This is a genomic window from Streptomyces narbonensis, assembly GCF_014649015.1.
GTDB classification, from domain to species: Bacteria; Actinomycetota; Actinomycetes; order Streptomycetales; family Streptomycetaceae; genus Streptomyces; species Streptomyces narbonensis.
On sequence record NZ_BMSF01000001.1, the window covers coordinates 19855 to 33172 of the forward strand.

Sequence of the window (13318 nt, forward strand, 5' to 3'; positions counted from 1 at the left end):
GGGGCCGGTACCTTTTCCGCATGGGGAAGCACGACGGCTTGCGCGGCAAGCATCTGGTCTGGGACTGGAACGGGACACTGCTCGACGACATCGGCGCGGTGATCGGAGCGACGAACGCGGCCTTCGCCGAGCTCGGGCTCGACTCGATCACCCTGGAGCAGTACCGCGAGCTGTACACGGTGCCGGTGCCGAAGTTCTACGAGCGGCTGATGGGGCGGCTGCCGACCGACGCGGAGTGGATCGTCATGGACGGGGCCTTCCACCGGCACTACTGGGCGCGGGCCGAGGCCTGCGGGCTGACCGCCGGTGCGGCGGAGCTGCTCGCGGCGCGGCAGGAGTCAGGGCTCACGCAGTCGCTGCTGTCTCTCGCTCCGCACGCGGAGCTGATACCCCTGGTGCGGCGGCACGGGATCGCCGAGCGGTTCGTACGGATGGACGGGCGGATCGACGCGTCGACGGACGGGAAGTCCGGGCACATGGTGCGGCACCTGGCCGCGCTCGCCGTCCCGGCGGACCGGGTGGTCGTGATCGGCGACGCGGCGGACGACGCGGTGGCGGCGGCGCACGTGGGCGCGAAGGCGGTGCTCTACACCGGGGGCTCGCACAGCCGGGCTTCGCTGGAGCGGGTGGGGGTGCCGGTGGTGGACTCGCTCGCGGAGGCGGTGTCCGCGGCGGAGGAGCTGGTCTAGGGGCGGTGCGGTGCGGTGCGGTGCGGTGCGGTGCGGGCCGGTGCGGGTGCGGTGCGGGCCGGTGGGTGTGCGCCCGGCCCCCGGCCTGGCTCGGGGGAACCACCCGCACCGCCCGTGCAACGTCGACGGCGCCCTCGGGGCGTCAGGCCTTCGCTCGGAGGACCTTCAGGAACTCGCGCATCCAGGTCGGGTGGTCCGGCCAGGCTCGGGAGGAGACCAGGAGGCCGTCGACCACGGCCGCGCTGTCCTGGAAGGTGGCGCCGGCAGCCTGCATGTCCAGTTCCAGCGCCGGGTACGCCGTGACCCTGCGGCCCTCCAGGCCGCCGACCGCCGCCGTCAGGAGCGGACCGTGGCAGATCTGGGCCACCGGCTTGTCCGCGTCGAAGAAGGCCTTGAGGATCTTGCGGAGCTCCGGGTCGTTGCGCAGGTACTCCGGCGCCCGGCCGCCCGGGATCACCACCGCCTCGTACGCGCCCGCGTCGACCTCCGAGAAGGCCAGGTCCGCGGGCCAGGTGTAGCCCGGCTTCTCCGTGTACGTGTCGAAGCCCGGCTCGAAGTCGTGGACGACGAAGCGGAGCTGCTTGCGGGCGGGGGCGGCGATGTCGACCTCGTAACCCTCCTCGAGCAGCCGCTGGTAGGGGTACATCACCTCCAGCGACTCCGCCGCGTCCCCGGTCACGATCAGGATCTTCGCCATGGCTCTCCCAGGTCACAGATGGGTCGTTCTGTCGTGCTGTGCCCATGCTTGCGTACACGCTGCCCCCGACGGGCCGCTTTGCCAAGAGGACACGTGTCGCTGTCCATATCGTCAAACTTGGCCCGCTCTTTTGTACGCATACGGCTCATGACGGTTCGGGGTGCAGGAGCGATAGGCTTTTGCCGTGATCAGCGCGATACGCCGTGGGGGCAGCGAAGCCCCCGGCTGCCGCCCGGCCCACGACAGTGGCCGGGCCGACGGCGCGTTCGCCGATCCTCTCCGTCCGGGCGCGCCGCGTTCTGTGGCCGATAACGACCTGGGCATCTCTCATCCGGGCATACCGTCGTTCTCGACCGGAATCACCGCGTCGTGGCGTTGTGCCCTTTCTTCCACCGACGTCACGCAACGGCGCGCGACAGGAGTCAGAGGACATGCAGACCAAGCTGGACGAAGCCAAGGCCGAGCTGCTCGAAAGGGCCGCCCGGGTAGCTGAGCACAGCCCGGTCGGGGGGCGACTTCCGACGGGCCCGGAGGGTGCCGGGGAGCGCCCGGACCGGGACACCGTGCTCGAATACCTCCAGCGCTACTACCTGCACACCGCGCCGGAGGACCTCGGCGACCGGGACCCGGTCGACGTGTTCGGCGCCGCGCTCTCTCACTACCGGCTCGCGGAGAACCGCCCGCAGGGCACCGCGCGCGTGCGCGTCCACACCCCGACGGTCGAGGAGAACGGCTGGACCAGCAGCCACTCCGTCGTCGAGGTCGTCACCGACGACATGCCCTTCCTCGTCGACTCCGTCACCAACGAGCTGTCCCGCCAGGGCCGCGGCATCCACGTCGTGATCCACCCGCAGGTCCTCGTCCGCCGTGACGTCGCCGGAAAGCTCATCGAGGTCCTGGCGGCCCAGATCGAGGGCGAGCTGCCGCACGACGCGCTCACCGAGTCCTGGATCCACGTCGAGATCGACCGCGAGACCGACCGCGCCGACCTCAAGCAGATCACCGCGGACCTGCTCCGCGTCCTGTCCGACGTCCGCGAGACGGTCGAGGACTGGGACAAGATGCGCGATGCCGCCCTGCGGATCGCCGAGGGCCTCCCGGCCGAGCCCACCGCCTCCGACCTTCGCCCCACCGAGGTGGACGAGGCCCGCGAGCTGCTCCGCTGGCTCGCCGACGACCACTTCACCTTCCTCGGCTACCGCGAGTACGAGCTCGTCAACGGCGACGCCCTGTCCGCCGTGCCCGGCACCGGCCTCGGCATCCTGCGCTCCGACCCGCAGCACGCCGGCGACGACGAGGGCCACCACGCCCACCCCGTCTCGCCCTCCTTCAGCCGGCTGCCCGCCGACGCCCGCGCCAAGGCGCGCGAGCACAAACTGCTGATCCTGACGAAGGCCAACAGCCGGGCGACCGTGCACCGCCCCTCGTACCTCGACTACATCGGCGTGAAGAAGTTCGACACCGACGGCAACGTCGTGGGTGAGCGACGCTTCCTCGGACTCTTCTCGTCCGCCGCCTACACCGAGTCCGTCCGCCGCGTCCCCGTCGTCAAGCGCAAGGTCCAGGAGGTCCTCGCGGGCGCCGGCTTCTCGCCGAACAGCCACGACGGCCGCGACCTGCTCCAGATCCTGGAGACCTACCCGCGCGACGAGCTCTTCCAGACCCCGGTCGACCAGCTCCAGTCCATCGTCACCAGCGTCCTGTACCTCCAGGAGCGCCGTCGGCTGCGGCTGTACCTGCGCCAGGACGAGTACGGCCGCTACTACTCGGCCCTCGTCTACCTGCCGCGCGACCGCTACACGACCCGCGTCCGGCTGCGGATCATCGACATCCTGAAGGAGGAGCTCGACGGCACCAGCGTCGACTTCACCGCCTGGAACACCGAGTCGATCCTCTCCCGGCTGCACTTCGTCGTCCGCGTCAAGCCCGGCACCGAGCTCGCCAAGCTGACCGACGCCGACGTCGACCGCATCGAGTCCCGGCTCGTCGACGCCGCCCGCTCCTGGTCCGACGGCTTCGGCGAGGCGCTCAACGCCGAGCTGGGCGAGGAGCGCGCCGCCGAGCTGCTGCGCCGCTACGGCAACGCCTTCCCCGAGGGCTACAAGGCCGACCACTCGCCGCGCGCGGCCGTCGCCGACCTGGTCCACCTGGAGGCCCTCGCCCGCACGGACAAGGACTTCGCGCTCTCCCTCTACGAGCCCGTCGTCGCCGGACCCGGCGAGCGCCGCTTCAAGATCTACAAGACCGGCGACCCGATCTCCCTCTCCGCCGTCCTGCCGGTCCTCAACAGGCTCGGCGTCGAGGTCACCGACGAGCGCCCGTACGAGCTGCGCTGCGCCGACCGCACCCACGCCTGGGTGTACGACTTCGGTCTGCGGATGCCGGTCGCGACCGGCAACGGCGGCGAATACCTCGGCGACGACGCCCGCGAGCGCTTCCAGGAGGCCTTCGCCGCCACCTGGACCGGCGAGGCCGAGAACGACAACTTCAACTCCCTCGTCCTCTCCGCCGGGCTCAACTGGCGCGAGGCGATGGTGCTGCGCGCCTACGCCAAGTACCTGCGCCAGGCCGGCGCGACCTTCAGCCAGGACTACATGGAGGACACCCTCCGTGACAACGTCCACACCACGCGGCTGCTCGTCAACCTCTTCGAGGCCCGGATGGCGCCGGAGCGCCAGCGCGCCGGCACCGAGCTGATCGACGCGCTTCTGGAGGAGCTGGACGCTGCCCTCGACCAGGTCGCGAGCCTGGACGAGGACCGGATCCTGCGGTCCTTCCTCACCGTCATCAAGGCCACGCTGCGGACGAACTTCTTCCAGAAGTCGGCCGACGGCGCTCCGCACTCCTACGTGTCGATGAAGTTCGACCCGCAGGCCATCCCCGACCTGCCCGCGCCCCGCCCGGCCTTCGAGATCTGGGTGTACTCGCCGCGCGTCGAGGGCGTCCACCTGCGCTTCGGCAAGGTCGCCCGAGGCGGTCTGCGCTGGTCCGACCGCCGCGAGGACTTCCGTACGGAGATCCTCGGCCTGGTCAAGGCGCAGATGGTGAAGAACACCGTCATCGTGCCCGTCGGCGCCAAGGGCGGCTTCGTCGCCAAGCAGCTCCCGGACCCGACCGTGGACCGCGACGCCTGGCTCGCCGAGGGCATCGAGAGCTACAGGACCTTCATCTCGGCGCTGCTCGACATCACCGACAACCTCGTCGCGGGCGAAGTCGTGCCGCCGGTCGACGTCGTCCGCCACGACGAGGACGACACCTACCTCGTCGTCGCCGCCGACAAGGGCACCGCGACCTTCTCCGACATCGCCAACGGGGTCGCCGAGTCGTACGGCTTCTGGCTCGGCGACGCCTTCGCCTCCGGAGGCTCCGCCGGCTACGACCACAAGGGCATGGGCATCACCGCCCGCGGCGCCTGGGAGTCGGTCAAGCGCCACTTCCGCGAGCTGGGCCACGACACCCAGACCGAGGACTTCACGGTCGTCGGCGTCGGCGACATGTCCGGTGACGTCTTCGGCAACGGCATGCTGCTCAGCGAGCACATCCGCCTGATCGCCGCGTTCGACCACCGGCACATCTTCATCGACCCCAACCCGGACGCGGCCGTCTCCTACGCCGAGCGCCGCCGCCTCTTCGACCTGCCCCGCTCGTCCTGGGCGGACTACGACACCTCGCTGCTCTCCGCGGGCGGCGGCATCCACCCCCGCAGCGCCAAGTCCATCCCGGTCAACGCGCAGGTCAGGGCCGCCCTCGGCATCGAGGACGGCGTCACCAAGATGACCCCGGCCGAGCTGATGAAGGCCGTGCTCCACGCGCCCGTCGACCTGCTGTGGAACGGCGGCATCGGTACGTACGTCAAGTCCTCGGCCGAGTCCAACGCCGACGTCGGCGACAAGGCCAACGACGCCATCCGCGTCGACGGCCAGGACGTCCGCGCCCAGGTCATCGGCGAGGGCGGCAACCTCGGCGCGACCCAGCTGGGCCGCATCGAGTTCGCCCGCACCGGCGGCCCCGAGGGCATCGGCGGCAAGGTCAACACCGACGCCATCGACAACAGCGCCGGCGTCGACACCTCCGACCACGAGGTCAACATCAAGATCCTGCTCAACGGGCTCGTCGCCGAGGGCGACATGACCGTCAAGCAGCGCAACAAGATCCTCGCGGAGATGACGGACGAGGTCGGCACGCTCGTCCTGCGCAACAACTACGCGCAGAACACGGCCCTCGCCAACGCCGTCGCCCAGTCGCCCTCGCTGCTCCACGCCCACCAGCGCTTCATGCGCCGCCTGGGCCGCGACGGCAGCCTCGACCGCTCCCTGGAGTTCCTGCCCAACGACCGGCAGATCCGCGAGCTGCTCAACAACAGCCGGGGCCTGAGCCAGCCGGAGCTCGCCGTCCTCCTCGCGTACACCAAGATCACGGTGGCCGACGAGCTGATCGGTACCGAGCTCCCGGACGACCCGTACCTGCGCGGGCTGCTCCACGCGTACTTCCCGACGCTGCTGCGCGAGAAGTTCACCGAGGCCGTCGACAACCACGCCCTGCGCCGCGAGATCATCACCACGGTCCTGGTCAACGACACCGTCAACACCGGTGGCTCGACCTTCCTGCACCGCCTCCGCGAGGAGACCGGCGCGTCGATCGAGGAGATCGTCCGCGCGCAGACCGCGGCCCGTGCGGTCTTCCGCCTCGGCCAGGTCTGGGACGCCGTCGAGGCCCTCGACAACCGGGTGCCCGCCGACGTCCAGACCCGGATGCGGCTGCACTCCCGCCGGCTCGTCGAGCGCGGCACCCGCTGGCTGCTCAACAACCGGCCGCAGCCGCTGCAGATCGGCGAAACCATCGAGTTCTTCGCCGACCGGGTGGAGGAGGTCTGGGGCCGTCTGCCGGAGCTGCTGCGCGGCGCGGACCTGGAGTGGTACCAGTCGATCGTGGCCGAGCTGACCGAGGTCGGCGTGCCGGAGGAGCTCGCGCTGCGGGTCGCCGGCTTCTCGTCCGCCTTCCCGATCCTCGACATCGTCGCGATCGCGGACCGGACGGACAAGGAGCCGCTCGCGGTGGCCGAGGTCTACTACGACCTGGCCGACCGGCTGCGGATCACCGACCTCATGGACCGGATCATCGAACTGCCGCGCAGCGACCGGTGGCAGTCGATGGCCCGCGCCTCGATCCGTGAGGACCTCTTCGCGGCGCACTCGGCGCTCACCGCGGACGTCCTGACGGCCGCCAACGGCTCGTCGAGCCCGGAGGAGCGGTTCAAGGCCTGGGAGGAGAAGAACGCGGCGATCCTGGGCCGCGCGAAGACGACCCTGGAGGAGATCCAGGGCTCGGACACCTTCGACCTGGCGAACCTGTCGGTGGCCATGCGGACGATGCGCACGCTGCTGCGTTCGCACAGCTAGTCGTGTGAAGTGGGAAGGGCCCCGCCGGTTCTCCGGCGGGGCCCTTCCCTTGTCATGGATCGCCTCGGGCACCTCGGTGGCCTCAGTCGGAGCAGTCGCCTCAGTCGGTCTCCTCGGGTGGCCCGGTCACCGTCGAGGTCCACAGGCGGCGGGCGGCGAGCAGGGCCGCCGCGAGGAGCAGGGCGTTGCGGACGACCATGACGGCGAGGCCGGAGGGCGCTCCGTCGAGGACCTCCACGTACAGGACGGGGTACGCGAGCGAGCTCAGCGCCGCCGCCGGAAGCAGCAGCAGGGCCGCCGGGCGCATCACCGTCCGGCGCGAGGTCAGGCAGACGGCCGCGAGGCCGAGGAGCCAGACCATGTACTGGGGGCTGATGACCCGGCTCGTGACGGTGAAGAGCAGGACGGCGGCGAAGGCCGCGTCGAGCGGGGTCGCGGGGGTCCAGCGCCGGGCCCGCACGCGCCAGAGCAGCAGCCAGCCGAGGGCGGTGACGGTGAGCAGCAGCGCGAGGTGCCCCAGGCTGGAGGCGTACGGGCCGACGTACTCGAAGGAGCCGTAGCGGAACTCGACCCGGCCGGGCCAGATGCCCGCGGCTCTGGCCAGCGCGAGGGCGGTGCCGCCCAGGGACTCGACCTGGATGCCGCGGTTGCCCTGCATGCGGAGGAAGCCGAACGAGCCGGAGAAGAACAGCGCGAGGGTGGCGACGAGGGCGACCGCGGCGGTGACGGCGGCGGTCCAGGCCTCGCGGGTGGTACGGCCCCGGGGCGTGCCGATCAGGGTCAGCGCCGGCCAGACCTTGACCATGGCGCCGATCCCGGCGAGCGCTCCGCCGAGCTGATGGGCGCCCGTCGAGCGGGCGTTGACGGCGAGCAGGGCGAGGACGGCGAGGGCCGTGGTGTGGACGTCGTACCGCGCGAGGGGGAGGTGCAGGAGGAGCGGGAGGCCGCAGACCCAGTACCAGGCGCCGTGGGTGACGCGCTCGCTGTCGGCGCGGGCGAGGGCGAAGGTGATGGCCGCGTCCGCGAGGAGGGCGAGGACCACGAAGGCCTGGAAGTACGTGAGCGAGGGCAGGAGTCCCGGCGCCATGATCACGAGGCCCGCGCCGGGCGGGTACTGCCAGGTGACGTCGCCGGGCGGGAAGGTGCCGCTCGCGAACTGCCCGTACCAGTGCCGGTAGAGCTCCACCTCGCGGGCGACCCCGCCGATGCCGAGGTCGTCGCGGAGGAGCAGCAGGAGCATGCCGACGCGGGTGAGGAGCCAGACCGCGGCGAGGGCGAGGGTGGGGCCGCGGCCGACCGTCACGAAGGTGGCTGAGGTGAAGGTGTCCGAGTCGAAGGGGGACCCGGTCAGGGAGGGGGGCGGGGGCGCGGTGGGGGAGGCCGGCGCGGTGGGGGACCGGGGCGTGGCGGCTGACGGAGGGTCGGTCCGGGCCCGGCGTGGCGGCTGCGGGTGCTCGTTCGTCATCCCTCCGCACTGTAGTCCGCTATGTCTTGTTTATTCCGCTTTGGTGGCCACTGTGCCGGGTGTGCCCACGGAGCACGTCGCGGTTGCCGTCGCGGGCGCTGTCGGGGGCGCCATCGTGGATGCCGTCGTGGATGCCGTCGCGGTGAACTCCTCGTACGCCGCCACCACCTCCCTCGCCGGGCCGTCCATCCGCAAGGTCCCCGCCTCCAGCCACAGCGCGCGCTCGCAGGTCTCCGTGATGGTGGAGTTCGAGTGGCTGACCAGGAAGACCGTTCCCGCCTCCGCCCGCAGTTCGTCGATCCGCCGTTGACTGCGCCGCCGGAACCGCGCGTCGCCGGTCGACAGGGCCTCGTCGATGAGCAGCACGTCGTGGCTCCTGGCGGCGGCGATGGAGAAGCGCAGCCGGGCGCCCATTCCGGAGGAGTACGTCCGCATGGGGCGGGAGATGGCGTCGTCCTTCTCGTTGATGCCGGAGAACTCGACGATCCTGTCGTAGCGCTCGCGGACCTCGGCGCGGCTCATGCCCATCGCGAGGCCGCCCAGGACCACGTTCCGCTCGCCGGTCAGATCGCCCATCAGGGCCGCGTTGACGCCGAGGAGGGCAGGCCGGCCGTGGGTGTAGACCTGGCCCTTCTCGACGGGCTGGAGGCCCGCGATGGCCTTCAGGAGCGTCGACTTGCCCGATCCGTTCGAACCGATCAGGCCGATCGCCTCGCCCCGGTACGCGGCGAAGCTCACGCCCTTCACGGCGTGGACCCGCCGGCCGGCCGGGCCCGTACGGTCGCGGCGCAGCATCCGGCCGAGGGCGGCGGTGGCGCTGCCCCGGCCGCCGGGGTGTCCGCCGTGGACCGTGTAGGTGATGTGGACGCCGTCGACGACGACGGTGGGGGTGGGGGTCTCCCGGGTGTCAGCCACGGCCGTACGTCTCCTCCGCCTTCCAGAACCAGATGAAGCCGCCCGTGAAAGCGAGCAGGGCCCAGCCGACGGCCAGCGCCCAGACGTGCGGCGGCAGCTGGGCCGCCGTGTAGCTCTCGATCAGCGCGAAACGCAGGAGGTCGATGTAGACCGCCGCCGGGTTGCACTGGAGGGCCAGTGCCACGGCGTCCGGGAAGCGGGCGGCGCTCGCGAGGTTGTGGATCGACCACATGACGCCCGAGGCGTACATCCAGGTGCGCAGCACGAACGGCATCAACTGGCTGATGTCCGGGGTGCGGGCCGCGAGCCGCGCGAGGACGAGGGCCGCGCCGGTGTTGAAGAGGGCCTGACAGAGGAGCGCCGGGACGGCGAGCAGCCAGCTCCAGGTGGGGAACTGGCCGCAGCAGACGAGGATCGCGCCGAGCGCGGTGAGCGAGAACAGGAGCTGCTGGAGCTGCTGGAGCGCGAGCGAGATCGGGAGGCTCGCGCGCGGGAAGTGCAGGGCGCGGACCAGGCCCAGGTTGCCGCTGATCGCGCGGGTGCCGGCCAGGACCGTGTCGGACGTGAAGGTCCACACGAAGATGCCGGTGAGCAGGAACGGGACGTAGTCGGGGACGCCGTCCTTGGCGTTCATGAGGACGCCGAAGATCGCGTAGTACACGGCCGCGTTGAGCAGCGGCGTCATCACCTGCCAGACCTGGCCGAGGCGGGCCTGGCTGTACTGGGCGGTGAGACGGGCGGTCGCGAAGGCGACGATGAAGTCGCGGCGGGACCAGAGCTGTCGGACGTAGACGGGGAGCGTGGGGCGGGCGCCGCTGACGGTCAGACCGTGGCGCAGGGCGAGTGCGCGGAGGTCGGGGGCCGGTGCGGGTGCGCGGGTGAGGCCGGGGTCGGGGGCCCCGGGGGTGGCGGGTGCCTGTGGGGCGGGCTTTCGTGCGGAGGGCGTTGGCGTGCCGGGCACGGGAAGCGTCGGGGTCGTGGTCACGGCGGGCGCTTTCGACGAGGGGTGCGGGCATCGTCGGCGATGGAACGGGTCCGTATCGTCGCTACGTGGAGGTTAGGACGCCTCAACGTCGGAACGCAACCGTATCGTCGCAACGTCGTCGTTGGTTAGGATGCCGTTCATGACCGAACCGACCCCCCGCCGCACCCCCGCCGGAGCCGCCGTACTCCGCGAGGACGTGACCGAGGCGATCCGTGACGCCGTCTTCGAGGAGCTCGCGGCCGTCGGCTTCGCCCGCATGTCCATCGAGGGCATCGCGCGCCGCGCGGGCGTCGGCAAGACCGCCGTCTACCGGCGGTGGAAGTCCAAGCTCGCGCTCGTCCTCGACCTCCTCGGCGCCTTCGCCGCGCAAGGCCTCCCGGTGCCCGCCACCGGTTCCCTGGACGGCGACGTCCGCGCGCTCCTGGAGATGGCCTCGTACGCCCTGCGCCACCCGATCGCCTCGCAGGTCATCCCCGACCTGCTCGTCGAGGCCGCACGGCAGCCGGAGATCGCCGACGCCATCAAGGAGGCGCTGCTCGACGGCCAGCAGGGCGTCATGGCCCGCATCGTCCGCGAGGCCGTCGCCCGCGGTGAACTCCCGGAGGGCACCGACCCGGCCGAGGCCCTCGACCTCGTCGTCGGCCCGCTCTACTGGCGCCTCGTCGTCGTCCGCACACCTCTGCCCGAGGGGTACGTGGACGGGCTCGCGCGCGCGGCGGTGGCGGCGCTGCGCGCCTGAGGCCCCCAGAGCCGCCCCGAGGCCTCCGAGCCGCGAGGTCCCCAGAGTCGCCCCGAGGCCTCCGAGCCGTGAGGTCCCCAGAGTCGCCCCGAGGCCTCCGAGCCGTGAGGTCCCCAGAGTCGCCCCGAGGTCCCCGGAGCCGCCCCGGTGGCTACTTCACCGCGCCCGCCATCACCCCGGACGCGAACTGCCGCTGGAACGCGAAGAACACCGCCAGCGGCACCACCATCGACAGGAACGCCCCCGGCGCCAGCACGTCCACGTTGTTGCCGAACTGCCGGACCTGCTGCTGGAGCGCCACCGTGATCGGCGGCGACTGCGAGTCCGCGAAGATCAGCGCGATCAGCATGTCGTTCCACACCCACAGGAACTGGAAGATCCCCAGCGAGGCGATCGCCGGACCGCCGAGCGGCAGCACCACCCGCGTGAAGAGCCGCACCTCGCCCGCTCCGTCGAGCCGCGCCGCCTCCAGGAGCTCGCGCGGGATCTCCGCGAAGAAGTTCCGCAGCAGGAAGATCGCGAACGGCAGGCCGAACGCCGTGTGGAAGAGGACGACCCCGAGCGTCGTCTCGAAGAGCCCGACCGCGCCGAAGAGCTTCGACACCGGGACCAGCGCCACCTGCACCGGGACCACGAGCAGCGCCACCACCCCCAGGAACCACCAGTCCCGGCCCGGGAACTCCAGCCAGGCGAAGGCGTATCCGGCGAACGAGCCGAGGAGGAGGACGAGGAGCGTGGCCGGGACGGTGATCAGGACGGTGGAGAGGAGCGAACCGGTGATCGTGCCGTTCGCCAGCAGCCGGGTGTAGTTCTCCGTGGTCAACTGGGCCGGTGCCGCGAACACCTCCCACCAGCCGCTCCCCGCGATGTCGGAGGGCGAGCGGAAGGAGGAGAACAGCAGCCCGGCCGTCGGCAGCAGCCAGAACAGGCCGGCCAGGACGAGGAGGACGCGGACCGCGCCGCCGGCCGCGCGCGCCGCGATCCGGGAGGCGCGCGAGCCGCTCGTCGGGGAGGCGGGGGAGGCCTTCGGTGCGGTCGAGGCCTTCGGTGCGGTCGAGGCCCTCGGGGTGAGGGAGGTCATCGGCGGGTCTCCCTTCGGATGCGACGGATGTTGACCGCCATCACCGGCAGCACCAGCAGGAGCAGGACGACGGCGATGGCCGAGCCGACCCCGAGGTCCGCGTCCGTGCCGAAGGACGAGCGGTACAGCTGGAGCGCCAGCACGTTCGCGTCGTCCTGCGCCGAGCCCGGTGCGATGACGAAGACCAGGTCGAAGACCTTGAGCACGTTGATCATCAGGGTGACGAGGACGACCACGAGGACCGGGGCCAGGAGCGGGACCGTGATCCGGCGGAACACCTGCCACTCGTTCGCCCCGTCCACCCGCGCCGCTTCGAGCAGTTCGCGCGGTACGGCCGCGAGCCCGGCGCCGATCAGGACCATCGCGAAGCCGGCCCACATCCACACGTACGCCCCGATCACGGCCGGGGTGACGAGCGAGGGGCCCAGCCACTCCACGCCGTCGTACTGCTCCCGGAAGTTGCTCGCGGGCAGGCGCAGTACGGCTCCATCGGCGCCGGGCAGCGCGAAGGTGCCGTCGGCCGCCGCCGTGGCCGTTGCGACCACCTTCCCGTCCCGCACGGCCTCGATCCGCAGACCGGCGAGGCCAAGCTCGGCGGGGTCGACGACGTTCGGCCGCCCGCCGCCGCCCTTGGTGAAGTCCAGCCAGGCCGTTCCGGTGACCGTGGCCCCGGTGGCCCCGGCGGTCGGCGGCGTGGCCGGGTCGCGGGCCGGGCGGGCCTCCTCGGGCATCCGGCCCGGAGCCACCCCGACGAGCGGGAGACGGACGGGCTCCCCGGCGCGCACCGCCTCCTTGGTGACGTACGCGCCGCCGCCGGCCGCCCTGAGCGGGTGGGCGGGGAGCGGCCGGGCCCGGGGGAAGCCCGAGGCCTCGGCGAAGGTGTCGTGGACGCCGACCCAGACGGCGTTGGCGACCCCCCGGTCCGGGTCCTGTTCGTAGACGAGCCGGAAGATGATCCCGGCGGCGAGCATCGAGATCGCCATCGGCATGAAGACGACCAGCTTGAACGCCGTGCCCCAGCGGACGCGTTCGGTCAGGACCGCGAACAGCAGGCCGAGGACGGTAGCGACGGCGGGGGCGAGAACCAGCCAGATCAGGTTGTTCCGCACGGCGGTGCGGAGCGAGTCGTCGGTGACGAGCGCGAGGTAGTTGTCCAGGCCCACGAAGGAGGAGCCCGAGCGGTCGAAGAGCGAGCGCTGGACGGAGTACCCGATCGGGTAGACGACCAGCGCCCCCAGCAGGAGCAGCGCGGGGAGCAGGAACCCCGCCGCGACCGCCCTGCTCCTCTTCCTGTCCCTGGTGGTGCTCCTGGTGTTCCCGGTGTCGGTGCGGCGGGTCCTCGGCATGC

9 protein-coding genes are annotated in these 13318 nt (G+C 71.7%); 3 read left to right on the top strand and 6 right to left on the bottom strand.

Features of this window, described 5'->3' with window-relative positions; genetic code table 11:
- Positions 1–20 precede the first annotated feature (20 nt).
- The gene (locus IE124_RS00090) at positions 21–689 is read left to right on the top strand and encodes an HAD family hydrolase (RefSeq protein WP_189503475.1); all 669 of its coding nucleotides are present in this window, start codon (positions 21–23) and stop codon (positions 687–689) included.
- Between the two features lie 142 nt (positions 690–831).
- On the opposite strand, the gene IE124_RS00095 is transcribed toward IE124_RS00090, so the two are convergent.
- A complete protein-coding gene (locus tag IE124_RS00095) occupies positions 832–1386 on the bottom strand; it encodes a DJ-1/PfpI family protein (RefSeq protein WP_189503477.1) in 555 nt (184 codons plus the stop codon).
- 431 nt (positions 1387–1817) lie between these two features.
- Here IE124_RS00095 and IE124_RS00100 point away from each other — a divergent pair, with 431 nt between their 5' ends.
- Entirely contained in the window at positions 1818–6785 is a 4968-nt protein-coding gene (locus IE124_RS00100) for an NAD-glutamate dehydrogenase (protein ID WP_189503479.1), read from the top strand.
- A 100-nt stretch (positions 6786–6885) separates the two neighbouring features.
- Here the strand turns inward: IE124_RS00100 and IE124_RS00105 are convergent, their stop codons facing one another.
- The 3 genes from IE124_RS00105 to IE124_RS00115 are packed head-to-tail and all read right to left on the bottom strand — an operon-like array spanning position 6886 to position 10150.
- On the bottom strand, positions 6886–8250 hold the full coding sequence (locus IE124_RS00105; RefSeq protein ID WP_370468717.1) for a glycosyltransferase 87 family protein: 1365 nt from the start codon (positions 8248–8250) through the stop codon (positions 6886–6888).
- Between the two features lie 30 nt (positions 8251–8280).
- A complete protein-coding gene (locus IE124_RS00110) occupies positions 8281–9165 on the bottom strand; it encodes an ABC transporter ATP-binding protein (RefSeq protein WP_189503481.1) in 885 nt (294 codons plus the stop codon).
- Complete coding sequence (locus IE124_RS00115) at positions 9158–10150, bottom strand: ABC transporter permease (RefSeq protein WP_229831983.1); 993 nt, start codon at positions 10148–10150, stop codon at positions 9158–9160. The genes IE124_RS00110 and IE124_RS00115 overlap by 8 nt, the downstream gene beginning before the upstream one ends.
- Positions 10151–10289: 139 nt before the next feature.
- Between IE124_RS00115 and IE124_RS00120 the strand changes: the two genes are divergently transcribed.
- Positions 10290–10889 (top strand): TetR/AcrR family transcriptional regulator, encoded by a 600-nt coding sequence (locus IE124_RS00120; RefSeq protein WP_189503483.1) that lies wholly within the window; start codon positions 10290–10292, stop codon positions 10887–10889.
- Positions 10890–11040: 151 nt separating this feature from the next.
- On the opposite strand, the gene IE124_RS00125 is transcribed toward IE124_RS00120, so the two are convergent.
- Positions 11041–11970 carry a carbohydrate ABC transporter permease gene (locus IE124_RS00125; protein WP_189503485.1) on the bottom strand — a complete coding sequence of 310 codons (930 nt, stop codon included), beginning with the start codon at positions 11968–11970 and terminating at the stop codon, positions 11041–11043.
- Positions 11967–13316, bottom strand: coding sequence for a carbohydrate ABC transporter permease (locus IE124_RS00130; protein ID WP_229831985.1), 1350 nt, complete (start codon positions 13314–13316; stop codon positions 11967–11969). The genes IE124_RS00125 and IE124_RS00130 overlap by 4 nt, the downstream gene beginning before the upstream one ends.
- Positions 13317–13318 lie beyond the last annotated feature (2 nt).

Excerpts from the sequence above, each read along its gene's own strand:
- IE124_RS00130 (WP_229831985.1), bottom strand. The coding sequence starts at position 13,316 with ATGCCGAGGACCCGCCGCACCGACACCGGGAACACCAGGAGCACCACC.
- IE124_RS00105 (WP_370468717.1), bottom strand. The coding sequence starts at position 8,250 with ATGACGAACGAGCACCCGCAGCCGCCACGCCGGGCCCGGACCGACCCT.
- IE124_RS00125 (WP_189503485.1), bottom strand. The coding sequence starts at position 11,970 with ATGACCTCCCTCACCCCGAGGGCCTCGACCGCACCGAAGGCCTCGACC.
- IE124_RS00095 (WP_189503477.1), bottom strand. The coding sequence starts at position 1,386 with ATGGCGAAGATCCTGATCGTGACCGGGGACGCGGCGGAGTCGCTGGAG.
- IE124_RS00090 (WP_189503475.1), top strand. The coding sequence starts at position 21 with ATGGGGAAGCACGACGGCTTGCGCGGCAAGCATCTGGTCTGGGACTGG.
- IE124_RS00100 (WP_189503479.1), top strand. The coding sequence starts at position 1,818 with ATGCAGACCAAGCTGGACGAAGCCAAGGCCGAGCTGCTCGAAAGGGCC.
- IE124_RS00120 (WP_189503483.1), top strand. The coding sequence starts at position 10,290 with ATGACCGAACCGACCCCCCGCCGCACCCCCGCCGGAGCCGCCGTACTC.